Below are 24,923 nucleotides of genomic sequence, written 5' to 3' on the forward strand. Positions count from 1 at the left end.
TTTTTTTGCCAAAATCGGGGTTTTGACCACAAAAATAGATGAAAGAGAGGGAAAAAGTACATGACACTTATCAAAATCATATCGGCAACAGCTCACAATTTTAAAGCTCACCGTGACCTCATCGTTACCTTTGGCGAGAGAACAGAGATCACGGGAGACAACGCTCAAGGGAAATCATCAATCCTCGAACTCATTTCATGGACATTATACGGCACGGATGTACTAGGCAGCAAGCTTGATCCTACACCGACAAACTACAAATACGACATTGTTAAGGCAGAGCTGCTGCTGGAAGTGGACGGTAATCAGTTCCTTCTAGGTCGCGGAATTGAGAAAAACAAGGCTACTTACTACATTAACGAGGTTCCGGCAAAGGCTGGAGATTTCGAAGAAATTGTTAAATCCCTGTTTGATAGAGATCTGTTCTTATCCCTTTTTAATCCGACTTACTTTTTTACTCTGCACTGGAGCAAGCAACGCGAATTGATGATGAGATTTACAACTCCACCAGCAGCCAAGGAAGTATTTGTGGAAATGAGCCGGTTGGCTCCTGAACAGAAGTTTAAAGACATCACACTTAACCCGCAAGCTGCGAAGCTACAGGAGTTGACCAAGAAACATACCAGACCTCAACTCAAAGAAATCCATACGAAGAACAAAGCAGACAAGGACACGGCATATAAGCGGGCCCAAGGCAAAGTTGAGGCGCTAGAAGGCCAACTGTTAAAACTAACGGAAGCACCAACGGATATCGAAGCAGTGAAGGCAGAAGATGCCGAACTGTACGTGCAAATAGAAGCCTTACAACAAAAGATTGAACTGGCAGATGAACCAAAGCGTAAACGCATGGTTCTTGAGAGTTCTCTTGCCTCAGCACAACAGAAGGTAGCAGCGGCTAAGGAACGTTATCTGAACGTTCATGGTGAAGTTATCTCAGAAGAATGCCCCACATGCAAACGGGCTCTTGATCCTGAATCTATCGAATCTGTCAAAGCCAATAAAGAAGAACGTAAAGCGCCACTTCGTGCCGAACACGATCAGGCTGTAACAGAGCGAAAGGCAATTGAGGCAAATCTTGCAGCGGTAGAGCTGATTGATGTATCTGAGTTGATTGAGCAACGCAACGCTCTTGAAAAGCTAAGAGACGTAACTGCGACCGCTATTCACGCCCAAAGCATTCGCGCACCACTACAAACCGATCTGGATAAAGCACGATCTGAGGAAACTGATACACTCGCAAGCCGCAACGACAGCATCTTTATCCTTGATGCTCTCAAGGCATACGAGGCAAAAGAAGCAGAACTTCAAGCCGCAAAGGTTCAGGGGATGTTTACCACACTTACTATAAGCCTGTTCAAGGAGATTAAAAGCACAGGGGAACGGGAACCAAAATTCGAGATAGAACGTGACAACAAGCCATACAGTAAACTCTCGCGTTCAGAACGTGCTCATGCTGGTATTGAATTAGCCGCAGTCCTCAGTGAGATGGGTGAGATCATAGCACCGTTAGCAGTGGATGACAGCGAAAGCGTGTTTCGCATCAAACAGCCAAAAGGTCAGCTGATTCTTGTTAAAGCAGTTGAAGATCAAAAATTAGATATCAAATAGGAGGCAAATAACATATGAGCAAAACAGATACGCAGATCCAGAAAGTTGACCTTTCCCAAATTCAAGCCATCGGAGAATTCGGATTGCCTGAGCTCCTGACAATGAAAGAAACACTCTGTAAGAAACTGTCTATCCCGCAGTTCAACCTGTTCATGTACCAAATGAACCGCATGAAACTTGATCCTTCTTTAAAACATGCATTTGCTATTCCTTACGGAGACACCATTGATATTCGTGTATCTTATGAAGGCTATCACGCCAAGGCGCAAGAGTCTGAAGGATACGAAGGAGTATTCACGCAAGTTATCTGCGATAACGAAACAGATGACTTCGAGGCAGAAACAGATGAAGAGGGATTAATAACTTCCATTAAGCACAAAATCAAATTCCCACGAGGCAAAGCAGTTGGTGCCTATGCCATTGCTAAAAGATCAGGTAAAAAGAATGTCATCGTACTCATGGACGCTGCTGAGGTAGGGAAATGGGTCAAGAAAAACCCGAACTTTTGGAAGCTTGATGACGGAACTATTGACCCGGATATGTTCAAAAAACACGTCGGTATTCGGGCAATTAAGGCTCAATATGATATCGCCGCTGTTGTGGAAGAAGGTATGGAAACTATGAATGCAGCTACTGCAGCACCGTCATATGATCCTCTTACTCGCCGAGATATCACAGAAGAAGCCACTGAAAATAATGTTTCAGAACCGGAAGTGATTACTGCTGGAGGGAAGCCGCTATCCAACGGTGGAGATAAGCCTGATGAAGCAGCCAAGTTGAAACAAGCGCGAGACGAAATGAAGAAGAAACTTAGTCAGCTTGGGATAACTGAACCGGAAGATATAGCTGCATATATCTCCAGCAATGTAAAAATCAAAGGAGACAAGCCTACATTAGCTGAGCTGATTGGGTTAAACAAGACGATGGACCTGCAAATTGCTGAAATGCAAGCGGCTCAAGCCCAAGACGATGATCTCCCGGAATGATGTTCAGCAAGTAGAAATACACGTTCGCTGCCCAGACTGTGAGTTCTGTGGCAGCGAGATCAATCCGGGACACGAGGAATATATCAAACTAAAGCGCGTGTGTCCTCGCTGTTATGGAGAGCTGACAGGAGGCGGCGGTGATCGTAAAGCACGAAAGTATCGAGCAAATGGACTTGTTCGGCGGTATTGATCTCAGCGCTCCAGTAGTTGAAGTTCTGAACGGAGTGTACTACGAGCAAGCGTCAGGTAAGTTCGTATCATTCGTACTCGGGAGGCGGCATTACGAGTGGTCAGCAAAGAATTGTACTTTCGATAAGGAATGGCAGGAGAAGACGAAGAAGGAGCGAGCGATATGAAGCTTGGGGAGAAGGTATCTTTCAATCGCTGTTATAAAAAGTCTGGTGAATCGATTGATGAAAACAACTTGACTGAAGACCAACAAAAAGAGCTCGACGAGAATGATTGTATAGTGTTGAACCGCCTTTCAGAGCATGCTTTTGAGAAAACGATCGAAGGTATTGTCTGTGGTAAGCGTCGGAGAGCATACAAGTCCACATTTGAGCACGGAGCCAATAGATTTAACCCTGAGTGTGATGAATGGATTTTCGCGATAACGAAGACAGAATGTATCGACATTTATCTGATTGCATCAAACTTGACCGGATTCTACCTTGTGCCTTCAAAGTGGCTAGAAAGAGTGGGTGAACCGAATGGAAATTAACATACTAGCATCCGGTTCCGCTGGTAACTGCATCGCGCTGACATCTTCAAGTAAGACGATCCTAATTGATGCAGGTGTGGCAAAAACAAAGATCGAGAAACGCCTGCTAGAAGTTGGTATACGCCCAGACAGCATATCAGCAATCTTCATTACTCACGCTCATGGTGACCATATCAAAGGCTTACCGCTCGCTAATAAGTACGACATTCCCGTATGGGCTACTAATGGAGAGTGGAAGGGCATATCCGGTGTAGACATGCGATTACAGCGGGTCGCAGAAACACGGTTCGGACGATACGAAATGATTGAGTTGGATGGCATGCACCTTTACCCATTTAAAACCCATCATGATGCTTACGAGCCAGTAGGGTACGCTATTGAGCCAGACGAAGGACCTCGCACCTGCGTAGTCTTCGACACTGGGAAGGTAGATTCCGAAATGCTAGAAATGATGGAAGGTAGTGTTTATATCATTGAGTCCAATCACGATCGTGACATGGTGCGAGAATCTAATTATCCGCTTAGTGTGCAGGATCGTGTGCTGAGTGATTTGGGACACCTTAGCAACGAGCAGACAGCAACGGCGCTCCAGAAGCTGATTAAAGGCAAAGGTGAACGTATTTATCTTACTCACTTATCAAGCATTAACAATATGCCAGCGTTGGCAGAAGCGACTGTAAAAGCAGCACTTCGGAAGCGTGGATATATAGAAGGAACTCATTATCATTTGGAGGTAGTTTGAATGGCAATCGAGATTCAGGTCGAGGATCTACCATTTTAAAGCAGGTGAGGTAAATGGCAAGTCCACAAACTGAAAATGGCTATACAAGTATTGCTCATGAGATTTTGGAGCAAGTAGCTAGGCAACGGTTTAATGGCATTCAACGTTCAATAATCGATATTGTATGGCGGTACACTTACGGATTCAAACGAAAGTCACACCAATTAGCCGCCTCTTTTATTGCAGAGGCAATTGAAGCAGATATAAAAGGTGTGAAGGTGGAACTAGCAAAGCTGATCCAATGGAAAGTTGTACTAGTAATAAAAGAAGGACATGGAGCACGGCCACGGACTTTATCCTTCAACAAAAATTATGATCAATGGATTGTGGGGGACTATTCTCCACCAGTAGTAAAGAAACTTTGTGGTGGAGAATCACACCCCATGGTGGTGGAGAGTAGTACCCCATTAGTGGGGGAGAGTTCTCCACCTAAGATAACTAAAAAGAAAACTTTAAAGAAAGAAGAGATAAAAGATATGGACATCCCTTCTGAAAAGATCAAGTTTCATGACACTGTATTTCTTACTCAAGAGCAGTATGAAAAGCTCTGTGAAGAATTCGGGAAAAGAACAGTGGATGACACGATAGAAGCTTTAGATGAATGGCAAAGCAATAAAAAACCCAGCCAGCACAAGAAGGATCATAATAAGACGCTTCGTGTTTGGATCAAAAAGGATCAGAAAAAGCCCATCTTTAAAACCAAAGAGCAAAAGAAGCTAGAGGAAATGGAGCTACTGAAACAGTTCAGCCAAGGAGGAGGGATGCCACATGAACAATCAGGAGACCTCCAGCTTACTGGCGGTAATCAAAACGGCGTTTCCTGAGTTCGCAATTAGTAATGAAGTTATTCAGGTCTGGTACCTATTCCTTCAAGAGATTCCTTATGACAGAGCACAGCGCAATCTTAGAGATCATATAGCCACATCACGTTTTGCTCCACGAATTGCAGATGTGATCCGTGAGGATTTGCATCAGCCGTTGACTATTTACGAGATTCAACGCCAGGAGCAAGAACAAGCCACATTGGAATTGATGGAGTATCATGCGACTGAAAATGTAAAGCCGATGCCCGAACGTGTTAGTAAGTACCTTGAGAATTTCTTTACAAAAGTGAGGTTGAACGACGATGAGCCTTGAAGCCCAGCGTGCTGTGCTAGGGGCTCTGCTGAAAGATCCAGAGTTAATGGACGACTGCTATTTAAATAAAGAGGACTTCAGCGAAGAAGAGCATAACCGAAAGATATTCACTGTCCTTCAGTATGCGAAGGAGCATTTTAAAGAAGCTTCGAACCCTTATGACATGGTGCTAATTGCAAATAAGTGGGGTAAGAACTTGCAGCAGATCGGTGGTATTTCTCATTTCGTCAAACTAAGAGAATCTGCTCCCCATGCCTCGAACTTTGCCTATTATCAAAAAGCAGTACGTGTCGATAGGGTACAGGCTGATTTGGTGGAGCTTGGTAAGCAGATCGCTACAAGTGGTGGGGATGTAGCAGACATACAAGCCAAGATGGTTGAGCTTGCAGAGCTGCAACATGGAGGAGACGAAGATGGTCCTGTCCATGTGTCTTCTTTATTGGAAGGACACCCTCATACAGTCGCTTCTCGTGCCAGCATCAGTGGGATTACTGGAGCAAGGATGGCCTGTGAAGATATCAACCAGCTTAGCGGAGGTCACCAAAAAGGTGATTTAGAGGTGTGGGGGGCAAGACCCAGCATTGGTAAAACTCAATACGTCATGAACGATATTGATGCTGTGACGGATGATGGATGGACCGCTGTAATGTTTTCCCTTGAAATGAGCTCCTTGAAAGTTGTGGAGCGACTTGTATCTGCTGTCGGAGGGATCAAGAGTAAAAGGATTAAGTCCGGAATGATGTCAGACAATGACTGGGATTCCTATAGCAAAGCGATCACTATCATCACGGGGCGTAGCTTATACATCGATGACAAACATGGGGCTACAGTCGAATACATCCGCCGAAAGGTCAAAGCGCTGCGAAAAAAGCATCCTAATATCATCGTATATATCGATTACCTCCAGTTCATAGAGACGGAACAAAACTTTTCGAAGAACACTGAAAAAGTTGGGTACATCACCAAAGAACTAAAGGGAATCGCTAAGGAACTTGATGTCTGTGTGGTTGCTATTTCAGCAGTTGGTCGGAAATGTGAAGAGCGACCGGATAAACGACCTATGATGTCGGATTTGAGAGAGTCGGGAAACATTGAGTCTGACGCTGATGTAGTGGTCTTCCTTTACCGGGATGACTATTACAACGCAGATACCCCAAAGAAAGGCATTGTGGAATTCATCGTTGCCAAAGGTCGTGATATTGGAACGGGAACCTTTGAAATGGCCTTCTTAATGGATATTGGTAGATTCGTAAATTTAACGCCTGATGATAAATACAAGCTGGCGGAGAAGGTGAAAGCACATGAGCAGCAACGGAAGAATAACCGATGAGGCAGGGTATCAAAAATCACTCGGCTGGCTAGTAGAGAAAGCGGTGATCTTGGAAGACCCTCTTATTGATCCGGAGGAAAAGGCTAAGCTTCAGCGGACTTATGATTTTGTTGAACAGAGATTACTGGAATATCGACGCGGTGAGTTGGTTCAACTGTTTCCTGGTCTATGGGACATCTATAAGATTCTCGGTTGGGCAGTTCAAGAGCACGAACCGATCACTAGCGAATCTGAGACTGATACAACGCCAATAGAAACACCAGTCATAAGTACACCGCCTGAGCCAAAAACGCCGCCAGTGAAGGCAATAGCATCCCAAAATGAGAAGCCAAAGACTGTGGTTAATCTCTCAGCTTGGCTGGACGATTGAAAGGAGGAATAAGTAAATGGAACACTGTAAATGTTCTGATTACCGTTCAGTAGCTACACATACATGGGCACTTGTACCATTGTGTCAGGAACACTTCGAGGCAGTAAAAAAGGAAACAGAACTCTATTATAAAAAGCGGATCGCTTATGCGGCGCGAGTTAATTACTTGAGCATCATGTACTTGATTCCTTGGAGTCGGAAGGAGTGGGGGTATGCGATTTCTAGGAATTGATCCAGCCACTACAACCGGATTTGTGGCGCTGGATGAAGAGGGGAATGTTTTGGTTGAAGAAGACCTACGAGGAACAGGAAAGACGGTTCCCGGGGGAATATCTGAGGAGCAACTAGCAAACCTTGGACACAGCCTATACAACCACCTGCAGCCGGGTGATATTGCAGTAATGGAGAATGCTGCACCGGGAACTCAGAGAGGAATCACAACAGGAATGATACATGGGGTTCTGCGCTATATGATCCACCGTCGGAAGATAAAGCCGGTATTCCTAATGCCGAACACGGTCAAAAAATATGTTGGTGTTACTGGGTGGATAATCGAGGCTGGTAAGAAGAGGCGTCTGGAAGGATCCGAGAAGAAAGCTCATGTAGCTGCTGGTGTTCTAAGCCACTTCGGATACTCTCACAAGAGCGACAACGTAACTGATGCCTATATCATGGCAAAGATCGCTGAAGCGGTATATAGGGTCCAAAACGGTCAGGAATTGAACTCATATGAACCGTATCAGCAGGAAGTCATACAGGCGATTATCAGCCCAACAGTAAAGCCACCAAAGAAGAAGAAACCTAAATCACAAACGAACAAACGCCCAGGGAAGCCTGTGGCGGCGGGTAGTCACATCCATTTGAAGGAACAACAGTTCTTATTTTAGGGAGGTGCAGGGGTGAATTGGAAAAAAGCAACGCTTGGACAGCTTTACGAGATTGCCTATAACGATGACGGGGCTGCACCTATTTATAAACGCAATGCTCTTGCTGAGATCCAGCGGCGGCGGGAAAGACCCAAGAGTAAGGTCAATCACATTATCAAGGCGGTGTATCCAAGATGAATACAATATGGCGGCATAAGGCTGGGCAAAGGGTATGAACCGCCTTGGAGCAACGTATGCAGTGGGCGACATAATCGAGCAGCAATGCCGCAATTGTGATCGTCGCGAGAAGATAAACGATGCTGGTACTAAATACGGCCTGCTACAAACCTACTGTATTAACGATTGTCCGGTGGGCAAGGAGTTGCAGGATCTAAGTAGCTACTTTGGCGGACCAATGCGGAAATACAAGAGCAAAAATGCGAGGGGAAGGACGAATGCGAGTGAAAGAGATCATAGTTGATAACTTCGCTGGGGGCGGCGGTGCTTCAACAGGAATAGAGCTCGCAACTGGACGGAGCGTGGACATAGCCATTAACCATGATCCTGCAGCTATAGCTATGCACCGAGCAAATCACCCTGAGACAGAGCATTACTGCGAATCGGTTTGGGATGTAGATCCCCGAGAGATTGCAGCAGGTCGCCCTGTAGGATTGGTTTGGTTATCACCAGACTGCAAGCACTTCAGTAAAGCCAAGGGTGGAAAACCTGTAGAAAAGACCATTCGAGGGCTTGCATGGATCGCAGTAAGATGGGCAGCTACCGTCCGGCCAAGAGTGATCATGTTGGAGAACGTTGAGGAATTCAAAACATGGGGTCCATTGATGAAAAATGGTTACCCAGATCCTGACCAAAAGGGACGGACATTTAACTGCTTCGTCAATGCGTTACGCCGTCAAGGATATAACGTGGAATGGCGCGAGCTGAGAGCGTGTGATTACGGAGCACCTACAATTCGGAAGCGACTGTTTCTAATAGCTCGCCGCGATGGTCTCCCTATAGTCTGGCCGGAGCCCACGCACGGAGCACCGGACAGTCCGGAAGTGTTAGCCGGCAAGCGTAATCCATGGAGAACGGCTGCCGAGATCATAGATTGGTCTCTTCCTTGCCCATCCATATTTGAACGTAAAAAGCCATTGGCAGATAACACTTTACGTCGAATCGCTCGGGGCATTCAGAAGTTTGTAATCAATAATGCTAATCCGTTTATAGTGCGGGTGAATCATAGTGGATCTAATCATCATTATTGCGATTCTATCGAAGAGCCATTTAAAACCATCACGTCAAAGAATGGTTGGGGTGTAGTGACTCCTTATATTGCTCGGATTGGACAGACTGGATTTGGTGGTGACCGCCTGCAATACGAAGTGGAAGATCCATTAACTACAATCACTACCAAAGCAGAACACTTGCTTGTGACTCCGATTTTGGGGGTCAATACTACCGGTCATCCCGGAAGTCCACCACATGAACCACTCAGGACGATAACAACTGGAAGTCATCATATGCTGGTTAGTCCTACACTGATTCAAATGGGTTATGGAGATCCGGAAGGGCGCCGAGTTCTAGACCTTGATAAGCCAGTCGGAACCGTCACAGCTGGAGGTAATAAGTTTGCTCTTGCCGCAGCTTGCTTGATTAAGCACTACGGTGGCGGATATAAAGGACCGGGTAACGCAGTAGACGAACCGCTTTCCACTGTCACAACGGTGGATCATAATGCCATCGTTACAGCTCACGTTGCACGTCATTTCGGAGAGTCAGTTGGTAGTGCGATGGATGATCCGATCGGAACAGTGACAGCTGGCGGAGGTGGAAAGAGTGCTTTAGTTACAAGCCACATGGTCAAGTTACGGGGAACTAATATCGGACATGCAACAGATGAACCAGTTCACACAGTGACAGCTGGAGGGTTGCATATCGGAGAGGTTAGAGCCTTCCTGATTGCTTATTACGGTTCTAGCGTAGGACAGGATCTATCAGATCCCTTGCAAACGGTAGTTACCAAAGATAGATTTGGGCTTATCACAATCCACGGTGTGGAATATCAAATTATAGACATTGGAATGAGAATGCTTGAGCCTCATGAACTATTCGCAGCTCAAGGATTCCCATCCAATTACATCATTAATGTGGATGCCGACGGCAAGCGTTATTCAAAAAGCGCACAGGTTGCCCGTTGTGGAAATGCTGTACCTCCACCCTTTGCTAAAGCACTGGTTAAGGCTAATCTTCCAGAAATGTGCGTAGGCGCTGGGAAGTTGTTCTCACTTGAACGATATAAGTCAGCAGTTGGACAGATGGAGTTTAGCCTATAAGTTGAACCAAATAAAAATTCTCCACGCAGCTTTAGTGGCGTCCTTTATTAGAGCCACGGTTCTTGGGTGTCCTTCGATCCATTTAATAATTTGAGTAATTTTATTATTCATTTAAACTCTCCCTGACAATGTGAGATCCATGGGTAATTTCCATGGTCACACTAACTATCGCTGTATCTATCAATTTGGTTGGGGAGAGAAATAAATATTTTAAAGCATAGCCCATAAGGAGATAAACGAAATGGCAAAACAACCAAAGTTCAAAAAATCAGGACTGAAACCGGAAGACAAAGTAATGATGCATGCATGTTACGAAGCTCGGAAGGAAAAATACAAGGATAAGGTATGGACGGTGAAATCGGAACCGTGGGACTTGTGCGGATCAGAGGTAGTGTTGCTTGAAGGCTTTAGTGGTGGGTTTGCGACTGAATATCTGAAGAAGGTGGAGGGTTAACCATCCTCTACTTCCCCGAATAATAAAACATATAGTTGAGTCCAATGAAAAAGAGAATTAATAGAGCAACTGTTACTATACCGAGCCAGATTAGTACCTTGCGATTCATTAATTATCACCTCTTGAAATTTTCATAATTATACCATAGGGAGGCATAACCAGTATGAGCACATTAACACTCAATCAAATGTATGAAATGCAGAAAGTATTGGATGCACGGATCATCAAAGAAAAGGATCTTGAAGGTGTTGACCTGCTGCCGAACACAGTCTTAGCTCTTCAGGTAGAAATCGGAGAACTAGCAAATGAATGGCGCGGATTCAAGCATTGGAGCAATGACCAGGAGCCACGCCGAGAGAAATATTCAATCGCTTTTGCAAATCCGGGCGGACCATTCGAATATGTAACTTATCCTTTAATTGAAGAATACGTGGATTGTCTACATTTCTTTCTGAGTATCGCGCACAGCTCGAACTTCCAGCTGATGATCTGTATGTAATGGAAGATGTGGTTGAAGCAGAAACAGCAATCTTATTTACGGATTTATTGCACAATGTTGGGTTGATTCTCGGAGACAAGTTGCTAGCAACACCTCCTAATGATAACGCTGAGTTTCAACGTGAACATTTCCGGTCGGCTCTATTCGTCTTTTATAGCCTCGGGGAGCAACGACTAGGATTTACCTTCGAGCAGATCTCAGAAGCCTATGCAGCCAAGAACCAAGTAAACCATGAACGTCAATCCAACGGATATTGAGGGATGAACAAATAATAAAAGGCGGGCTACGAAAACATAGAAAGTAGCCCGCACATCTTCTACCTAATTCCTGCCCATGTAGCCAAAACTGTATCGTGTGAGTGCGCCTTTTCATCGAACCCACCAAATTGTCCATTACAATTTGTTGCGGTCTCCAAAAGATCAACAAAAGTTAGGAGATTAGCATAAGTTCTTCTGTGAGATCCGATTACTAGTAATTGCTGTGGTTTCATTTTGCTCAGTTGAGTCTTCGTTTTTTGAATAGCTTCGGTACGTTTAGCCATGCCGTTTCCTCCTAATCATATTGAATTCTATTTATTTATACTCAAAAAATAACCCACAATCAAGTCACTACAGACATCTGAGAGGTGTATGCGGAACGATGAGGCGCGCCCACGCGGAGCCTAAAAAAAATTTGCGAGGAGAGATATTTTACTATGAAAATTCAAATAGCAGCACATTTCAATAAGCAAACGAAGGATTCAAAAAAGGAACTTGTACAGTTCCACGTAAAGGGCGAAGACGAGAAGAAGCCAGAACTCAATGCAATGACGAGATCGGTAGTTGTATTGAGTATTGACGGTGTTGAGCAGGCATTGACCACGGAGTTCAGCAAGAGCACGAAGGATGCCAAGAAGACAGTACTGGAGTTCATTGTCAAGGGCGATACATCCTCTGAAAACTCCTATGAATTCTATCGGAAGGCCGGATCAGATGTAGTCTTGGAAATCGCTGAATCTCAAATGAGCATTGAAGAGTTCCGAGGTGATGACGACGAAGAGGATCATGAAGAGCCAAGAGAGGGAGTACGAGGCAAGGTTAATCCAGACGGTACGATTGAACTGGAAGACAAAGATCAACTCACCATTGAGGAGATCGCTGCCGCTGGTGAAAACGGTCCGCCGATACCTGAAGGTGACGATGATCTGCCGTTCTAAGATGGTACACGCCCCGGCTTTGGTCGGGGGATTCTTAATAAAGGGGTGATTGCCCAGTGCAACAGAGTTTTTTGCCTGAGATAGATAGAGAACAGACGCAAGCTGCCGTTGAGGCGGCTCTTGAAAAATATAGGATATTTAAGTTTTTGTCTTTCGAGGAGAGAGAGGCAGCGACAACCGCAGCTTGGTCAGACTCCCCAAAAGGATTTACTGGAGTTACAACTGATCAGACCTCCAACATAGCTATTCATAATGTAGATACTCAAGCACACCGAAAGAACTTTTGTGAACGGATAGAACGAGTGGTGAATCGCATGCCAAAGATGGAAGGGTTCTTGATTAAAGAACGATATATGACAACAGAGCATGATTATATTACTCATGAGAAAGTGTATAATTTTAAATTTCAGCCGCCGATTAGCTCGGGAACATATAGCAAGATACGTTGGAAGGCTTTTTATAAGCTGGCTTTGGATTTGAATCTAGTGATCGAGAAGGAGGAAGAAAAAGATGGTTGAACAAATGTATAAGACTACTTCTGATTATCCCTCTGTACTTACAGCGAAGGAAATACAACAAATACTTGGTATAGGTGAGCGTCAAACATATGAACTATTAAACTCGGGTCAATTTCATATCGTGCGGGTAGGTAAGATGATAAAAGTCTCAAAAGATGTATTTCTTAAATGGTTACAAGGATAGAAAAAGTGGTGCCGATTATGGCACCACTTTTGCTTTAGTCAACTACAGGGCACCATAATGGCACCAATTCGTATTTTACTCAAAACCTAAACATCCCTAAACAAAAGAAAAAGCCTTATATAATAAGGCTTTTTCAGTATAGGACGGATGGGGTTCGAACCCATGACCCCTACCCTGTCAAGATAGTGCTCTCCCGCTGAGCTACCGTCCTGCGACGAATTTCATAATACCATACGATAGAGTAGGATGGCAATTCTTTTTTTACAATCTATAGGGATGATAGTTTACATAGTCTTTAAAATAATAAGAAAAGGGGATGCCGCTCCATCCCCATGAGCCACGTCAGATAAAGAACGGGAGTAGAAATATATCGCTTATACCGAAAAAAGGGATGCGTCGTGGAAAGAAGCGACGTCTTGGGAAAAAGCCAGGCCGGAAACCAAATTGTCTATACGCCGATTCGTGTGTAGGCATTCCGTTTAAACGTTCTACCATTTCGTTGCTAGGAACCGCAAGAGTAACATAGTTTTGATCTACATGGGCAATAAAGCCATCAAAGGACTGACCGTCAGTCGTTGTAATACCAACGTATTTGTTCATACAATTCCAACTGACCTGTTGATGTAAATTTGCATTTGTATCCATAAATAACCTCCTCAATTGAATAACCCTGATAACAGTTTATGGTTCGTAGCCTATAACGTTCACGGCGTTAGCCCATAAGGTAACCATAAAATTTGGGTTATTTTGTGTGAGGTGGTGGTTGTGTATTGGAGCGGAATCACTTTCTTCCCTTAAATAATAGTGAAAATTATCCATTATCTGTTTGTTTGACCTTGAAACGATTCTAAAAGTTGCGTCGTATACTTAGCCGAGTGCTTTTTTATGGAAATACTCCTTAAGCACTTATGATAAAATGGAGGGTAATGTACAGCAGTTAGATAAAAATTGAAAGAAAAAGGAGCTTGAGATCTTGCCGCAAAATGAGCAGAAAAAGAATTCTTCCACGCCATGGAAATGGTTGGGGGGCGGGGCGGCGATGCTCCTGTTTAAAGGAAAGGCGATTTTGTCTCTTCTGAAAATAGGTAAAATTGCCGGGCCGTTAATATCAATGATGATTTCAATATGGGCTTATGCTTTGATTTACCCGTGGGGGTTTGCCGTGGGCTTTGTCCTGCTCTTGCTAGTCCATGAATTAGGACATGTAATAGCAGCGAAACGGATCGGGCTTCCAGTCAGCGCTCCACTATTTATACCGTTTTTGGGAGCTTTAATTACAATGAAAAAACAGCCGCTGGATGCCCAGACGGAAGCTTATATTGCTTTTGGAGGTCCGATCTTAGGAACCATTGGGGCTACAGCCGTTTTTGGGGCGGCTTATTACATGGATAGTCCACTTCTCTATTCCTTGGCTTACATAGGTTTTTTACTTAATCTGATCAATCTGCTGCCGATTCACCCGCTTGACGGTGGCCGTATTGCAACCGCGGTGACGCGCTGGCTGTGGCTTGTGGGGCTCGTGGGTGGTTTAGCCATCATCATCTATATGCGTTCGATCTTGTTCTTTATTATTTGGGCGTTATTTGCTTACGATCTGTATAACAAATATGTGAAGAGACGCACTAACAATCGCCTTTATTCTGTAACGAAGAGTTTCTTAATTCCAGTAGAGCCACTTAGAGATGCAGGCTACATGATTCCAGGACCAGAGCATAGAAGAGATTTACCTTTTACTACTTACAGTGATTTGGAAAGACAGCAGTATGTAGGGGTGAGATGGGATCAACTGAACTATATTGGTAGAGCTACGCTTCCGCAACAATGCATCATTGAAAAGGTACGTATCTCGCAGCTAGAGCCTGTGACCTTAGAGAATGGGCTTCATCTTAAGATGAATTGTGATATCAGCTATTCGGTCTACGAGAACGATAAGTATTACGATGTGCCGGTTAGCTCACGCTGGAAATACGGTATCGCTTATTTTGTATTAGCTGGCTTTCTGGCAGGAATGATGTACATGGTCCATGTCGTTGGAAATGTGAATCTATAAGGGTTAGAATCGGGCAATGAAGTGATCCAATGGTTTATAAAACTCATGAACCGTCAAAGCTGTAATGAGAATAACCGCAGTTGAACGGTGAAAGGAGTAAAACCATGCCTAAATTTTTGAAATGGGAAGTCGGCGTTTGTTTGCTGTTACTGATGGTTTTGGGAGGATGTTCCGAGGCGAAGCCAACAAAAGTCATGGAAATCAAAGAAATGACCAACCTAGATGGAAAGCCAAAAGGTCAGTACCCTCCATTGTCACCAGTGATGCAAGACACATACAATCGTTCGATTCCTGAAGAAGTATATTCTGCAGATTAGAGCAGCGTAGAAGACGATTTCTCATGCTCAGGCTTTTCTTTCTAGTCGAATTTTTATATAATAGACAACTATCGTTGGATACATAGAGAGAGGAGTTTGGGACTAACATGGCGGCAGAAATCTTACGGGTAACTACAGAGGAACAGCTTCAAATGGGGCTGGATATTCGTACCAAAGTATTTGTAGAGGAACAAATGGTACCGGCTGAGGAAGAAATTGATGAATACGATGTTATCGGTCCGAATGCGCACCATATTCTAATTATAGATGAAGGTGTACCTGTGGCTACGGGAAGATTGATTTATTACAAAGCAGGTACAGCCAAAATGCAGCGTATCGCCGTACTGAAAGATTATCGAGTCAAAGGATACGGACGTGTTCTGTTGCTAGCTATGGAAGAGCTTGCTCGGGAGCTTGGACTGGAAGCTTCGATTCTTGATGCACAGTGCCAAGCTGAGAATTTCTACAAGAAGCTAGGATATGAAGTGATTTCTACGGAACCTTTTTATGACGCAGGTATTCTACATGTACGGATGCAGAAAACTCTTTAAAAATAGTGCACATAATTTACCGTTCCATGAAGCAAGCTAGGATGTGCCATATGATGGCAAATCCAAGCGCAAGGGGCGAGCTGAAGTGCCAAATAACGAACGCGAAAGTTTCGTAGCTGTACAGAAAAATGGAGACGGAGATTTAACCAGTTTCCAGACCTCTACAGGACGTGTCCTGGCGTATGATCAAGCGCTTCAAGAAGTACAGGCCGGAAATATTGCCGGAGTGAATGCTTTTAAAGGTAAAGACGGAGGAACTTATATTCGCGGCGACGCGGATGGGGATCCAACCAACAATTTGGATAATCTTCCGAGTTTCTCATAGTTCTAAAGGCAAAGACCGTACATACGTCATCGGACGTCAATGTACGGTCTTTTTTTAATCATAATCAGAGTTTATAAATTACATGCTGCTCAATAAACTCCATCTCTCCAGTAAGCCCGACGAATTGAGGTTGTTCATCGCTATAATGCATGAGCTTGATGATACGTCGAACATCTTCAGGTAATGACATTAACTCCTCCAGTGTGGTGTGAACAACACCTGATCCACCAAGCTGACAGTCATGCAGAATCATACGGATGCCGTGCTCACGGACAAGGCGTATAAGTAGATCCGGCTGAAAAGTCATGTCCGCGCTGTAGAAAATCTCATTATTTATTAGAAGGGAATAGCTATCTTTGCCAGGAATATGCGGCGTATGTATGATCTCGAGCGTAAGAGAAGGAGCGAGCTTGTACGTAATTCCGGGTTTCATAGGTTTAACCTCGAAGATATCGGTCAGGGAGGCTACTGCATCTTTTTGATATAATCCACCCTTTAAGGTGTTGTTCCAAAGTGGCTCAACAAGCGTCTCAGGTAAATTTAATCTCATAGTTTTCCCGTATACGTGCTTTAGTGTAAGTGCTAGCTCTTCCAGACCTCCAACATGGTCCGCATGAATATGCGTAATTAGAGTAGCGTTTACGTCACGGAAGGATTTCCCGATGGTATGCATGGCAAGTGGGGCTGTAATCCCGCAATCAATCAGTAGGGTATAATCATCAGCTAGTAGCAAGCCATTATTGTTAAAATAGTTTTTTGCAAAAGCATTGCCAGTTCCTAGCATTTGTAGGCTCAGACTCATAAGAAAGTACCCTCCTGAAATCGCTGTTAGCTAATATATCAACTTTGAACAAGTACATAATATCATTTTTCGGAAGATGAATGAAATATTTACCTACAATTAGCGCAACTTGCTGAGACAAAGTAAGTATACATTAATAGCATGAATTATTTGGAGGGTTTCAAATGAATAGATGGAAAAAAGTCACTTTATGTGTGTTTGCTTTTTCCTTGATGGGTGGCTCCTTATTGTTCGCCGATTCTGTGAGTAAGAAAATCAGGGTATGGAACAACGGGACGGAAATTGTAGACGGCGGTTATTTGATTGATGGAAAAACATATATTCCCGCAAGAGAAGCGGGCGGGGTAGTGAATTGGGATGGATCTGGAAAAGTGACGATTCTTAAGCCTAATGTTCATATTGTTCTTTTTAAGGATAATACGGTCTTTGGTAACGTAAACGTAGGCAAGCTTAAGATTAAAATATTAACCCAGGTAGATAGCTTAACAGAAGAGGTTTCAGCTGTAAAAGTAGCAATAACGGACCCCTCTGGTAATGTTAAGGATATTCAGTCGCAGGAGCTTGAAGGCTCGCAGAAGGATAATTTCTGGTTTCCGACCTCGGAGTTTACTTATGATTTTAAAGAAACCGGCAAATATCGGGTAGGCTTCTACATGAAAGCTTCCAAAAATGCGGATTACGTTCTTGTGTCAGAAAAGGTAATTACAGCTCTTAATTAAGGGTTCTAAATTGACCTGAACTAATCTAACGTGGTAGTATACCAGATGTAGGATAATACAATTCAAAGTGAGGTATTACAATGAGCGATCACAAACATGAGCATGGTGAAGCATGCGGTTGCGGGCATGATCACGACCATGAGCACGAGGAGTTTGTGCTGACCTTGACGAACGAGCAGGGCGAAGATGTTGAAATGGTATTGGTTGAAACTTTCGACATCGGTGAGAAACTATACGCGCTGCTGTTAGAAAAGGAAAATCCTGAAGCGGATGGCATTATTCTGCGTATGGAAGAAGAAGACGAAGAAATGGTATTGTACAATATCGAAGATGAAGAAGAATGGAAAGCTGTTGAAGAAGCTTACAACAATCTGCTTGCTCAGCAAGAATAGATTTTAGCGACTAAATTAAGCTGTTCTATTGTGTATATGACAGTTGATGTTTATATACAGAAACCCGATACTTATTATGGTATCGGGTTTTTGTATAAATGAATGAAGTTTTTTAGGAAAATAATGGATCTTAGGAAATAGGATCGGCTTCTACAATCACTTTTATGTTCGTGATGCTGCGATCTTCAGGACCTTTAACCGGAAGTCCGATCTCCACATGGTCAATAATATAATCGATGTTATCCTGAGTGATAACCTCGCCAGGGAGAAGAATAGGAATTCCAGGCGGATATACATATATAAACTCTGCAATAATGTAGCCAGCAGATTCACGGAATGGAACTAACTGCGTATCCGCATAAAAAGCGTCCCTTGGAATCAGAGCAAGCTGTGGAATTTCTGGAACCTGAACCTTAAGTTCGTAGATTTCACCCTTGCTGTAATGAATGGCGGACAACACCCGAAGTGCAGCTAATAATTTATCTACTGATTCTTGGGTATCACCTGGGGTAATAAGGCAAAGAATATTATACATGTCACTTAGTTCTACTTCGATGTTGTACTTCTCGCGCAGCCAGTTTTCGGTTTCGTATCCTGTGATCCCTAAATGGCGCACATGAATGTTCAGCTTAGTTGGGTCATGATCAAATGTAGCTTCTGTCCCAAGGATCTCTTTTCCAAAGCTGTACAGGCCTTCGATCGTATTGATCGTTTCGCGTGCGTAGTTGGACAGTCTGATGGTTCTTTCCGCCATTTCATGACCGTTCAGCGCGAGATTACGTCTTGATGTATCCAAAGACGCTAATAAAATATATGAGGTAGATGTTGTAGTCAGCATGCTCATAATGGTCTGTACCCGTTGCGGGTTAATCAGACCCGTCTTAGCATTAAGATTCAGTACCGAGCTTTGCGTCATGGAGCCGCCAAGTTTATGCACACTAGTGGCAGCTATGTCCGCTCCGGCCTGCATGGCCGATACCGGCAGATCCTCATGAAAATGAATCAGTACTCCATGTGCCTCGTCCACCAATACGGGTACACCGTAACGGTGAGCCAGGTCGACAATCGAACGCAGGTCGGCGCATACACCGAAGTACGTGGGATTGATTACTAGAACTCCTTTGGCGTCTGGATGACGCCTTAACGCTCGTTCCAGCGAACTGGTCGTTATGCCGTGATCTATCCCGAGATTCTCATCCTGAACAGGCGAGACAAACACAGGCTTGGCTCCGGAGAAGATAATGGCCGACATCACAGATTTATGAATGTTGCGCGGCACAATTATTTTATCACCCGGTGAGCAGACAGAGAGGATCATCGTCATGATGGCATTGCTCGTGCCCTGTACGCTAAAATACGTATAGTCGGCGCCGAAAGCCTTCGCAGCCAGCTTCTGAGCTTCCTGGATTACTCCAGTTGGCTGATGTAAATCATCAAGCGGTGCGATGTTGATTAGATCGATGGATAGAGCGTTATCGCCGATAAACTCACGGAATTCGGCATCGGTTCCTAGCCCCTTCTTATGCCCCGGGATATGAAATTGAACGGGATTGCCGGCGGCATGCTTTTTTAAAGCTGTGAAGAGGGGAGTACGGTGTTGATTCATTTAATGCTGTCACAACCTTTCGCGAATATTAAAATTTAAGGCAAGCATCAGTATAACAAAACAATCTACAGAATACTAGGATTTGGATGTGATAGAATGTCCACGAAAGCTGCGCAACGTACACATATCAGTTTGACGTCGCCATTTATCATGGAGATGTGGGTAATTATTTTTTTAGTTGAGTTTGTTAAAGGGTCGCTACTTGTCGCTTTGTTACCCGTATATATGGAGAATATTTTGGGTCTATCTGTTACGGTAGTAGGCTTTGCCTTTGCACTCCAGTATTTGGGGGATAATCTATTCCGCAGTCCTTCTGGCTGGGTTATGGAGCGCATAGGATTTCGCTGGACCATGACAAGTGCCTTGTTGTTGATCCTAGTAGCTGTTGGAATGATAATATATGCCAAAACAGCAGTTACGCTCTCGATTGCCTGTCTTATTCTTGGGATCGGGACATCCCCGCTTTGGCCTTGTGTGATGACCGGAATAACGGAATTGGCGGGATCTACTAAAAGCGGCAGCAGTGGTGCAGCTATGGGTGCTGTAGAGATGGCATCGCTCGCAGGAACGGGAATCGGTCCGATTGTAGTGAATTTTTTGATGGATCAGGGTGGACAAAGCTATCGTGTAGCCTTTTTGGTCCTGCTAGGGTGTGCTGCTGTAGTAGTTGTAGTTGCCCTATTTCTACCTAAAAGAATCTCGTCAAGTGGCACTCATGCAGTTGTTAGGGACATGGAGGGGCTTGGTGGAGTCGTTGAACGTAAAAAAATTAGTCCGTTAGAAAGTATAAAAAGAACACTACATCAGGTCAGAACGACGCTTAAAGTCAGTCGCCTACTATATCCGGCCTTATTTCTTCAGGCTTTTGCCATTGGCTTGATGACGCCTGTAGTTACCTTGTTTGCACGTACGGAGCTTCATGTTAGTCCAAATCAGTTTAGCCTACTTCTGATTGCCGGTGGTGGGATTACGGTGCTCGCTCTAATTCCAGCAGGCAAGCTGGTAGACCGAATAGGAACAACTGTGTTTCTGAACATTGGCTTTTTGCTCGCCGCCTTTTCCCTTGCCCTGTTCTCACAGGTACGCTGGCTCCCGCTTGCTTTTATCGCGGTGGCATTGGTCGGTATAAGCTACGCGCTTATTCTCCCGGCATGGAATGCCTTTCTGGCTAAGCAAGTGCCTAAAGGGGAACGAGGGACTGTATGGGGGCTTTTCTTGACCTTGCAAGGCTCAGGGATGGTGGCAGGACCCGTGATATCAGGGAGACTATGGGACCATGTAGGTCACGGTGTTCCGTTTCTGATGAGTGCAATTGTAATGTTGATGCTCTTTGGGCTGCATTTACTAATTGTACACAGAACGAAGTTGAAATTTAAAACTAGTTGACCTTAGATGTGAAAAGCCGCTGACAACCTGAGAATTAGTTGTCAGCGGCTTTTTTTAGGAATTAAAAGGACTAAAAGAAATAAAAATTCAATCAGCGTTTGGAGAAAGTCTGTTGCGGGTAAAAATAGTCAATAAACCAAGTTACCGCTACATAAACTGAAGTATAAAATAAGACTAAGACGAACGCAAAAGTAACTACTACTTGAAGAGGTCCGGCAGCCATAAATAATCAAGAATTCAACAATTGAGTTGGCTTTGCAGATGTGAAGCAGTTAGGGGGGAGTGCCGTGAACAAAAACGACGAGGTGGAGTATTGTAACCTGGAGCTGCGTTTCGACAGACAGCATATCCAGGACCTGATCAAGGATTTGATTCAAAAAGGTTATTCCCTATATTGGAGCGAGAACGAACAGGTCTTTGTAATTTCGGTCCGTACGGGTCGTAAACTGGTGAAATTACGTTTTCAAAGGATCAAAGATGGCTATAAACTCGTGGGTGACTATATGATTCGTGATGCTCGCTTGTCAGAATGGATGGAGAAGTTAATTGGGGACATGCGAGGCCATGCCATTGTAAAGCGCTTCCGGGACCGTCAGATTATTATTGAAAATATTTTGTTCGGTGAAGTGATCCGTCTTGTTGAAATCTCGGGTTATCAGCAGCGAGTCTTATACCAGAAGGGTCCTATGCTCACAGATGAGGAGCTGACCAAGCTCTATTATTCTGTTGAAGGAGAGGAACGAATTCGCCAGCGTAGGATTGAAGTGGATGAGCAGCTGGATCGATTAAATGATGCAATTAAGGCTGAGGATATGATTCGCGCGGAGAAATGCCGAGCTCAGCTTACCTTTTTGACGAAGGAATTGTATATGTTAGAATGGTAAACAAGGTGCCGAAATAAGTTGCTTAGGGGCACCCCGAATTTCGGGGTGTCTTAGATTTGTTTTAGAACTTGCAGACAGGGGTTCACTTCTGGCGCTAAAAACGTTAAAATAGTCATTGTGATCATTTTCATATTGGCAATGGTTTTGTCGATGAATTTGATCTTTATTCGCAGGGCAGGCTTTGCTGTCTCTGATAAAGGGTGGTATTCTTATACTGCGAGAAATGGATTTCCCAAAAATATAGGGTGCAAAGGGTGGAGGACCAGATGGCAAAACAACAAATCGGCGTTATTGGCTTGGCGGTAATGGGCAAGAATTTGGCTCTAAATATCGAAAGCAAAGGTTTTTCCGTATCCGTGTTTAACCGCTCACCGGAGAAGACACATGATCTTCTTGCTGAGGCGGAAGGTAAAAACCTCGTAGGCACATTTTCGGTTGAGGAATTTGTAGCTTCGCTGGAAACACCGCGCAAAATTCTGATCATGGTTCAAGCTGGTAAAGCTACTGATGCTACCATCGAGCAACTGTTGCCGCATCTTGATCAAGGCGACATTATTATCGACGGAGGAAATGCTTATTTCCCTGATACGGTTCGTCGCAGTAAATATCTAGAAGAAAAAGGTTTCCGCTTTGTCGGAACTGGGGTTTCTGGCGGTGAAGAAGGAGCTCTAAAAGGTCCTTCCATTATGCCTGGCGGTCAAGAAAGCGCGTATAAGCTAGTTGAACCAATCCTAACTGCAATCTCAGCTAAAGTTAACGGTGAGCCTTGCTGTACATATATCGGACCAGACGGTGCGGGACACTATGTTAAAATGGTGCACAACGGTATCGAATATGGTGATATGCAATTGATCTGTGAAGCTTACCAGCTGCTCAAAGACGTTCTAGGTCTGGATGCAAAAGAACTTCACAACATTTTCAAAGAGTGGAATAGCGGTGAGCTCGACAGCTACCTGATCGAGATTACTACAGATATTTTTGCTCAGTATGATGAAGAAACTGGTAAACCAATGGTTGACGTGATCCTTGATTCCGCTGGCCAAAAGGGAACTGGTAAATGGACAAGCCAAAGCTCATTGGATCTTGGTGTACCTTTGTCCATGATTACCGAATCCGTATTCTCACGCTTTCTCTCTGCAATGAAGGATGAGCGCGTAGAAGCAAGCAAAGTGCTTAACGGACCAGAAGCTACACCATTTGATGGTGACAAAGCTGAATTCATCGAGAACGTGCGTAAAGCATTGTTTGCAAGTAAAATCGTATCCTATGCTCAAGGTTTCGCTCAACTTCGCGTAGCTTCCGACGAATACGGTTGGGATCTGAAATATGGCGAGTTGGCTAAAATTTGGCGCGGTGGCTGCATTATCCGTTCCCGTTTCCTACAAAACATCACGGATGCTTACGAGAACAATGCAGATCTTAAGAACCTATTGCTTGATCCTTTCTTCAAGGATGTTATGGATAATTATCAATCCGCATGGCGTAAAGTTATCGCTTCAGCTGTAACGATGGGTGTTCCAGTACCTGGATTCTCCAGCGCATTGGCTTACTATGATAGCTATCGTACAGAGAGACTGCCTGCGAACCTGCTTCAGGCTCAACGCGATTACTTCGGCGCACATACGTTCAAACGTGTAGACAAAGAAGGCGTTTTCCACCACAACTGGATGTCTGCAGAATAATCTAGTTTATTACGGTTATAAGCAATAACGCCTTCGGCGTCCCTAAAGGACGGTAAGAAGCGTTTATGCGAGAAATATAAGGTTAATGTATAACATGAAACTTGTACTTTCTTATATTTTAAAAAAGTGGCCCGAATTGCTTCACCAGAAATGGGGAGGCTTTCGGGCCTTTTTTGTTGAAGTTTTGATGTGTATTTACTATGTGAAGCAGATTGTCTAATGTTTTGACCCTGTGTTATGATATGACAAATATCGCGGTTGGAGGATAGACATGACTGGGGATACAGAAGAATTTAAAGGGTTCAACGAAGAGCAAAGAAATAAGAACATTATTTTAGTAGGGATGATGGCAACGGGGAAGTCAACAGTAGGCGCTATTTTGGCCGAGGAACTGGGTTACGAGCTGGTTGATCTGGATCATGTCATTGTTGAAACTGAAGGCCGAAGTATTGCAGAAATTTTCGCGGAAGATGGAGAGCATTACTTTCGAAGCGTGGAAACAGCAGTACTAAAGCGTATGCTAGAGTCTGAGAATAAATTAATATCTACTGGTGGTGGCGCGGTATTGGCGCCGGGGAATACAGATTTAATGCTGAGTAAAGGGCATGTGGTTGCGCTAACGGCAACAGAAGAAGAGATTATTGCCCGCGTTAGTGGAGATCAGAATCGTCCGCTGCTCGCCGGCAATGCAGAAGAACGGGTTAGACGTATCATGGAAGACCGTCGAGAAGCTTACCTGTTCGCGCATTACACGGTCGATACAACGGGACTGACAGCGGCAGAAGTGTCGCAATATATTTTAATGCATTACCGCGGCTGAGCTTTTAAGAGAGTGTTTCATTCCATTCAATCATACCGCCGCTTAAATTTGTAGCATGATAGCCAAACTGTTGTAGATATTCGCAGACACGCTGGCTTCGAGCACCGGAACGGCAAATAAAGATCACTTTGGCATCGCTTGGAATATCCTCAGTGCGGTGTGGAATTTCTCCCATGGGGATATGCTGTGCACCGGGAATCATCCCGAAGGCAACCTCTTCGTCTTCACGAACGTCGATGAGTACAAGGTCTTCCCCTGTCTCTAGACACTGCCGCAATTCTTGCGGTGTAATTTGTGGAACATTATGCATGGTTGTGACCTCTTTTCATCAGAAGAATGGTTTAATGATAACACAAGCATGGAATACCCTGTCAAACGAGCACTACATACAACTATATCTACTA

At 44.2% G+C, this 24,923-nt stretch carries 34 protein-coding genes, 1 tRNA gene and 1 pseudogene; 30 read left to right on the forward strand and 6 right to left on the reverse strand.

The features are described 5' to 3' along the window. The first annotated feature begins 60 nt into the window (after positions 1-60). The 17 genes and pseudogenes from NST34_RS12160 to NST34_RS32120 all read left to right on the forward strand — a co-directional run bounded on the left by NST34_RS12160 (position 61) and on the right by NST34_RS32120 (position 11,345). Complete coding sequence (locus NST34_RS12160; RefSeq protein ID WP_341127896.1) at positions 61-1,608, forward strand: AAA family ATPase; 1,548 nt, start codon at positions 61-63, stop codon at positions 1,606-1,608. Between the two features lie 14 nt (positions 1,609-1,622). After that, entirely contained in the window at positions 1,623-2,594 is a 972-nt protein-coding gene (locus NST34_RS12165; protein ID WP_341124191.1) for a recombinase RecT, read from the forward strand. Between the two features lie 137 nt (positions 2,595-2,731). After that, positions 2,732-2,950 carry a hypothetical protein gene (locus NST34_RS12170; protein WP_341127897.1) on the forward strand — a complete coding sequence of 73 codons (219 nt, stop codon included), beginning with the start codon at positions 2,732-2,734 and terminating at the stop codon, positions 2,948-2,950. Then, on the forward strand, positions 2,947-3,315 hold the full coding sequence (locus NST34_RS12175) for a hypothetical protein (RefSeq protein WP_341127898.1): 369 nt from the start codon (positions 2,947-2,949) through the stop codon (positions 3,313-3,315). The genes NST34_RS12170 and NST34_RS12175 overlap by 4 nt, the downstream gene beginning before the upstream one ends. Beyond that, the gene (locus tag NST34_RS12180) at positions 3,305-4,057 is read left to right on the forward strand and encodes an MBL fold metallo-hydrolase (RefSeq protein WP_341127899.1); all 753 of its coding nucleotides are present in this window, start codon (positions 3,305-3,307) and stop codon (positions 4,055-4,057) included. The genes NST34_RS12175 and NST34_RS12180 overlap by 11 nt, the downstream gene beginning before the upstream one ends. A gap of 53 nt (positions 4,058-4,110) precedes the next feature. After that, entirely contained in the window at positions 4,111-4,920 is an 810-nt protein-coding gene (locus NST34_RS12185) for a replication protein (RefSeq protein WP_341127900.1), read from the forward strand. Then, positions 4,865-5,233: a replicative helicase loader/inhibitor gene (locus tag NST34_RS12190; RefSeq protein ID WP_341127901.1), complete on the forward strand. Its 369-nt coding sequence runs from the start codon at positions 4,865-4,867 to the stop codon at positions 5,231-5,233. The genes NST34_RS12185 and NST34_RS12190 overlap by 56 nt, the downstream gene beginning before the upstream one ends. After that, positions 5,223-6,563, forward strand: coding sequence for a replicative DNA helicase (locus NST34_RS12195; RefSeq protein WP_341127902.1), 1,341 nt, complete (start codon positions 5,223-5,225; stop codon positions 6,561-6,563). Before NST34_RS12190 ends, NST34_RS12195 begins: the two co-directional genes overlap by 11 nt. Next, a complete protein-coding gene (locus tag NST34_RS12200; protein ID WP_341127903.1) occupies positions 6,535-6,933 on the forward strand; it encodes a hypothetical protein in 399 nt (132 codons plus the stop codon). The genes NST34_RS12195 and NST34_RS12200 overlap by 29 nt, the downstream gene beginning before the upstream one ends. Positions 6,934-6,949: 16 nt before the next feature. Beyond that, positions 6,950-7,165, forward strand: coding sequence for a hypothetical protein (locus tag NST34_RS12205; RefSeq protein WP_341127904.1), 216 nt, complete (start codon positions 6,950-6,952; stop codon positions 7,163-7,165). Continuing rightward, a complete protein-coding gene (locus NST34_RS12210) occupies positions 7,146-7,820 on the forward strand; it encodes a hypothetical protein (protein WP_341127905.1) in 675 nt (224 codons plus the stop codon). Before NST34_RS12205 ends, NST34_RS12210 begins: the two co-directional genes overlap by 20 nt. 12 nt (positions 7,821-7,832) lie before the next feature. Beyond that, positions 7,833-7,997 carry a hypothetical protein gene (locus NST34_RS12215; RefSeq protein WP_341127906.1) on the forward strand — a complete coding sequence of 55 codons (165 nt, stop codon included), beginning with the start codon at positions 7,833-7,835 and terminating at the stop codon, positions 7,995-7,997. A 34-nt stretch (positions 7,998-8,031) separates the two neighbouring features. After that, on the forward strand, positions 8,032-8,280 hold the full coding sequence (locus tag NST34_RS12220; protein ID WP_341127907.1) for a zinc-finger domain-containing protein: 249 nt from the start codon (positions 8,032-8,034) through the stop codon (positions 8,278-8,280). Further along, positions 8,255-10,135 carry a DNA cytosine methyltransferase gene (locus NST34_RS12225; protein ID WP_341127908.1) on the forward strand — a complete coding sequence of 627 codons (1,881 nt, stop codon included), beginning with the start codon at positions 8,255-8,257 and terminating at the stop codon, positions 10,133-10,135. Before NST34_RS12220 ends, NST34_RS12225 begins: the two co-directional genes overlap by 26 nt. Before the next feature lie 241 nt (positions 10,136-10,376). Continuing rightward, entirely contained in the window at positions 10,377-10,589 is a 213-nt protein-coding gene (locus NST34_RS12230) for a hypothetical protein (protein ID WP_341127909.1), read from the forward strand. A gap of 163 nt (positions 10,590-10,752) precedes the next feature. Further along, positions 10,753-10,930: pseudogene (locus tag NST34_RS32115) on the forward strand (dUTP diphosphatase); the annotation flags it as partial. Positions 10,931-11,087: 157 nt separating this feature from the next. Continuing rightward, positions 11,088-11,345: a dUTP diphosphatase gene (locus NST34_RS32120; RefSeq protein WP_445667658.1), complete on the forward strand. Its 258-nt coding sequence runs from the start codon at positions 11,088-11,090 to the stop codon at positions 11,343-11,345. 59 nt (positions 11,346-11,404) lie between these two features. Here NST34_RS32120 and NST34_RS12240 read toward each other — a convergent pair whose 3' ends face one another. Continuing rightward, positions 11,405-11,629 (reverse strand): hypothetical protein, encoded by a 225-nt coding sequence (locus NST34_RS12240; protein WP_341127910.1) that lies wholly within the window; start codon positions 11,627-11,629, stop codon positions 11,405-11,407. Between the two features lie 153 nt (positions 11,630-11,782). Between NST34_RS12240 and NST34_RS12245 the strand changes: the two genes are divergently transcribed. The 3 genes from NST34_RS12245 to NST34_RS12255 are packed head-to-tail and all read left to right on the forward strand — an operon-like array spanning position 11,783 to position 12,985. After that, on the forward strand, positions 11,783-12,283 hold the full coding sequence (locus NST34_RS12245) for a hypothetical protein (protein WP_341127911.1): 501 nt from the start codon (positions 11,783-11,785) through the stop codon (positions 12,281-12,283). Between the two features lie 56 nt (positions 12,284-12,339). Continuing rightward, on the forward strand, positions 12,340-12,801 hold the full coding sequence (locus tag NST34_RS12250) for an ArpU family phage packaging/lysis transcriptional regulator (protein ID WP_341127912.1): 462 nt from the start codon (positions 12,340-12,342) through the stop codon (positions 12,799-12,801). Next, positions 12,794-12,985, forward strand: coding sequence for a helix-turn-helix domain-containing protein (locus tag NST34_RS12255; protein WP_038570242.1), 192 nt, complete (start codon positions 12,794-12,796; stop codon positions 12,983-12,985). The genes NST34_RS12250 and NST34_RS12255 overlap by 8 nt, the downstream gene beginning before the upstream one ends. Before the next feature lie 139 nt (positions 12,986-13,124). Here the strand turns inward: NST34_RS12255 and NST34_RS12260 are convergent. Both NST34_RS12260 and NST34_RS12265 read right to left on the reverse strand, forming a co-directional pair. Then, positions 13,125-13,196: transfer RNA gene (locus NST34_RS12260), tRNA-Val, on the reverse strand. A gap of 131 nt (positions 13,197-13,327) precedes the next feature. After that, on the reverse strand, positions 13,328-13,630 hold the full coding sequence (locus NST34_RS12265) for a hypothetical protein (protein WP_042187286.1): 303 nt from the start codon (positions 13,628-13,630) through the stop codon (positions 13,328-13,330). A 328-nt stretch (positions 13,631-13,958) separates the two neighbouring features. Here NST34_RS12265 and NST34_RS12270 point away from each other — a divergent pair, with 328 nt between their 5' ends. The 4 genes from NST34_RS12270 (at position 13,959) to NST34_RS12285 (ending at position 16,228) form a co-directional block, all read left to right on the forward strand. Then, positions 13,959-15,035, forward strand: a complete 1,077-nt coding sequence (locus tag NST34_RS12270) for a site-2 protease family protein (RefSeq protein ID WP_076299473.1) — start codon at positions 13,959-13,961, stop codon at positions 15,033-15,035. 104 nt (positions 15,036-15,139) lie between these two features. Further along, positions 15,140-15,352, forward strand: coding sequence for a hypothetical protein (locus tag NST34_RS12275; protein WP_076282950.1), 213 nt, complete (start codon positions 15,140-15,142; stop codon positions 15,350-15,352). A 107-nt stretch (positions 15,353-15,459) separates the two neighbouring features. Continuing rightward, positions 15,460-15,903: a GNAT family N-acetyltransferase gene (locus NST34_RS12280; RefSeq protein WP_042187292.1), complete on the forward strand. Its 444-nt coding sequence runs from the start codon at positions 15,460-15,462 to the stop codon at positions 15,901-15,903. Between the two features lie 85 nt (positions 15,904-15,988). Then, positions 15,989-16,228, forward strand: coding sequence for a DUF3892 domain-containing protein (locus NST34_RS12285; protein ID WP_042187294.1), 240 nt, complete (start codon positions 15,989-15,991; stop codon positions 16,226-16,228). Positions 16,229-16,292: 64 nt separating this feature from the next. On the opposite strand, the gene NST34_RS12290 is transcribed toward NST34_RS12285, so the two are convergent. Beyond that, complete coding sequence (locus tag NST34_RS12290; protein ID WP_341127913.1) at positions 16,293-17,030, reverse strand: MBL fold metallo-hydrolase; 738 nt, start codon at positions 17,028-17,030, stop codon at positions 16,293-16,295. 164 nt (positions 17,031-17,194) lie between these two features. Between NST34_RS12290 and NST34_RS12295 the strand changes: the two genes are divergently transcribed. Together NST34_RS12295 and NST34_RS12300 are read left to right on the forward strand one after the other, a co-directional pair. Beyond that, positions 17,195-17,749: a copper amine oxidase gene (locus tag NST34_RS12295; RefSeq protein WP_042187298.1), complete on the forward strand. Its 555-nt coding sequence runs from the start codon at positions 17,195-17,197 to the stop codon at positions 17,747-17,749. Between the two features lie 80 nt (positions 17,750-17,829). Further along, entirely contained in the window at positions 17,830-18,141 is a 312-nt protein-coding gene (locus NST34_RS12300; RefSeq protein ID WP_042187300.1) for a DUF1292 domain-containing protein, read from the forward strand. 130 nt (positions 18,142-18,271) lie between these two features. On the opposite strand, the gene NST34_RS12305 is transcribed toward NST34_RS12300, so the two are convergent. After that, the gene (locus NST34_RS12305) at positions 18,272-19,747 is read right to left on the reverse strand and encodes an aminotransferase class I/II-fold pyridoxal phosphate-dependent enzyme (RefSeq protein WP_042126789.1); all 1,476 of its coding nucleotides are present in this window, start codon (positions 19,745-19,747) and stop codon (positions 18,272-18,274) included. A 96-nt stretch (positions 19,748-19,843) separates the two neighbouring features. Between NST34_RS12305 and NST34_RS12310 the strand changes: the two genes are divergently transcribed. The 4 genes from NST34_RS12310 to NST34_RS12325 all read left to right on the forward strand — a co-directional run bounded on the left by NST34_RS12310 (position 19,844) and on the right by NST34_RS12325 (position 24,519). Further along, entirely contained in the window at positions 19,844-21,133 is a 1,290-nt protein-coding gene (locus NST34_RS12310) for an MFS transporter (protein ID WP_076299471.1), read from the forward strand. A gap of 287 nt (positions 21,134-21,420) precedes the next feature. After that, positions 21,421-22,017 (forward strand): hypothetical protein, encoded by a 597-nt coding sequence (locus NST34_RS12315; protein WP_076299470.1) that lies wholly within the window; start codon positions 21,421-21,423, stop codon positions 22,015-22,017. 266 nt (positions 22,018-22,283) lie between these two features. Then, a complete protein-coding gene (gene gndA / locus NST34_RS12320) occupies positions 22,284-23,699 on the forward strand; it encodes an NADP-dependent phosphogluconate dehydrogenase (protein WP_042187305.1) in 1,416 nt (471 codons plus the stop codon). A 271-nt stretch (positions 23,700-23,970) separates the two neighbouring features. Next, a complete protein-coding gene (locus NST34_RS12325) occupies positions 23,971-24,519 on the forward strand; it encodes a shikimate kinase (protein ID WP_339270595.1) in 549 nt (182 codons plus the stop codon). A gap of 4 nt (positions 24,520-24,523) precedes the next feature. On the opposite strand, the gene NST34_RS12330 is transcribed toward NST34_RS12325, so the two are convergent. Continuing rightward, on the reverse strand, positions 24,524-24,829 hold the full coding sequence (locus NST34_RS12330) for a rhodanese-like domain-containing protein (RefSeq protein WP_042187309.1): 306 nt from the start codon (positions 24,827-24,829) through the stop codon (positions 24,524-24,526). Positions 24,830-24,923: the final 94 nt, after the last annotated feature.

This window comes from Paenibacillus sp. FSL H7-0714 (assembly GCF_038003765.1).
GTDB lineage: Bacteria > Bacillota > Bacilli > Paenibacillales > Paenibacillaceae > Paenibacillus_AQ.

Excerpts from the sequence above, each read along its gene's own strand:
- NST34_RS12160 (WP_341127896.1), top strand. The coding sequence starts at position 61 with ATGACACTTATCAAAATCATATCGGCAACAGCTCACAATTTTAAAGCT.
- NST34_RS12165 (WP_341124191.1), top strand. The coding sequence starts at position 1,623 with ATGAGCAAAACAGATACGCAGATCCAGAAAGTTGACCTTTCCCAAATT.
- NST34_RS12175 (WP_341127898.1), top strand. The coding sequence starts at position 2,947 with ATGAAGCTTGGGGAGAAGGTATCTTTCAATCGCTGTTATAAAAAGTCT.
- NST34_RS12180 (WP_341127899.1), top strand. The coding sequence starts at position 3,305 with ATGGAAATTAACATACTAGCATCCGGTTCCGCTGGTAACTGCATCGCG.
- NST34_RS12185 (WP_341127900.1), top strand. The coding sequence starts at position 4,111 with ATGGCAAGTCCACAAACTGAAAATGGCTATACAAGTATTGCTCATGAG.
- NST34_RS12190 (WP_341127901.1), top strand. The coding sequence starts at position 4,865 with ATGAACAATCAGGAGACCTCCAGCTTACTGGCGGTAATCAAAACGGCG.
- NST34_RS12195 (WP_341127902.1), top strand. The coding sequence starts at position 5,223 with ATGAGCCTTGAAGCCCAGCGTGCTGTGCTAGGGGCTCTGCTGAAAGAT.
- NST34_RS12200 (WP_341127903.1), top strand. The coding sequence starts at position 6,535 with ATGAGCAGCAACGGAAGAATAACCGATGAGGCAGGGTATCAAAAATCA.
- NST34_RS12205 (WP_341127904.1), top strand. The coding sequence starts at position 6,950 with ATGGAACACTGTAAATGTTCTGATTACCGTTCAGTAGCTACACATACA.
- NST34_RS12210 (WP_341127905.1), top strand. The coding sequence starts at position 7,146 with ATGCGATTTCTAGGAATTGATCCAGCCACTACAACCGGATTTGTGGCG.
- NST34_RS12220 (WP_341127907.1), top strand. The coding sequence starts at position 8,032 with ATGAACCGCCTTGGAGCAACGTATGCAGTGGGCGACATAATCGAGCAG.
- NST34_RS12225 (WP_341127908.1), top strand. The coding sequence starts at position 8,255 with ATGCGAGTGAAAGAGATCATAGTTGATAACTTCGCTGGGGGCGGCGGT.
- NST34_RS12230 (WP_341127909.1), top strand. The coding sequence starts at position 10,377 with ATGGCAAAACAACCAAAGTTCAAAAAATCAGGACTGAAACCGGAAGAC.
- NST34_RS32120 (WP_445667658.1), top strand. The coding sequence starts at position 11,088 with ATGGAAGATGTGGTTGAAGCAGAAACAGCAATCTTATTTACGGATTTA.
- NST34_RS12240 (WP_341127910.1), bottom strand. The coding sequence starts at position 11,629 with ATGGCTAAACGTACCGAAGCTATTCAAAAAACGAAGACTCAACTGAGC.
- NST34_RS12245 (WP_341127911.1), top strand. The coding sequence starts at position 11,783 with ATGAAAATTCAAATAGCAGCACATTTCAATAAGCAAACGAAGGATTCA.
- NST34_RS12255 (WP_038570242.1), top strand. The coding sequence starts at position 12,794 with ATGGTTGAACAAATGTATAAGACTACTTCTGATTATCCCTCTGTACTT.
- NST34_RS12265 (WP_042187286.1), bottom strand. The coding sequence starts at position 13,630 with ATGGATACAAATGCAAATTTACATCAACAGGTCAGTTGGAATTGTATG.
- NST34_RS12275 (WP_076282950.1), top strand. The coding sequence starts at position 15,140 with ATGCCTAAATTTTTGAAATGGGAAGTCGGCGTTTGTTTGCTGTTACTG.
- NST34_RS12280 (WP_042187292.1), top strand. The coding sequence starts at position 15,460 with ATGGCGGCAGAAATCTTACGGGTAACTACAGAGGAACAGCTTCAAATG.
- NST34_RS12290 (WP_341127913.1), bottom strand. The coding sequence starts at position 17,030 with ATGAGTCTGAGCCTACAAATGCTAGGAACTGGCAATGCTTTTGCAAAA.
- NST34_RS12295 (WP_042187298.1), top strand. The coding sequence starts at position 17,195 with ATGAATAGATGGAAAAAAGTCACTTTATGTGTGTTTGCTTTTTCCTTG.
- NST34_RS12300 (WP_042187300.1), top strand. The coding sequence starts at position 17,830 with ATGAGCGATCACAAACATGAGCATGGTGAAGCATGCGGTTGCGGGCAT.
- NST34_RS12305 (WP_042126789.1), bottom strand. The coding sequence starts at position 19,747 with ATGAATCAACACCGTACTCCCCTCTTCACAGCTTTAAAAAAGCATGCC.
- NST34_RS12310 (WP_076299471.1), top strand. The coding sequence starts at position 19,844 with ATGTCCACGAAAGCTGCGCAACGTACACATATCAGTTTGACGTCGCCA.
- gndA (WP_042187305.1), top strand. The coding sequence starts at position 22,284 with ATGGCAAAACAACAAATCGGCGTTATTGGCTTGGCGGTAATGGGCAAG.
- NST34_RS12325 (WP_339270595.1), top strand. The coding sequence starts at position 23,971 with ATGACTGGGGATACAGAAGAATTTAAAGGGTTCAACGAAGAGCAAAGA.
- NST34_RS12330 (WP_042187309.1), bottom strand. The coding sequence starts at position 24,829 with ATGCATAATGTTCCACAAATTACACCGCAAGAATTGCGGCAGTGTCTA.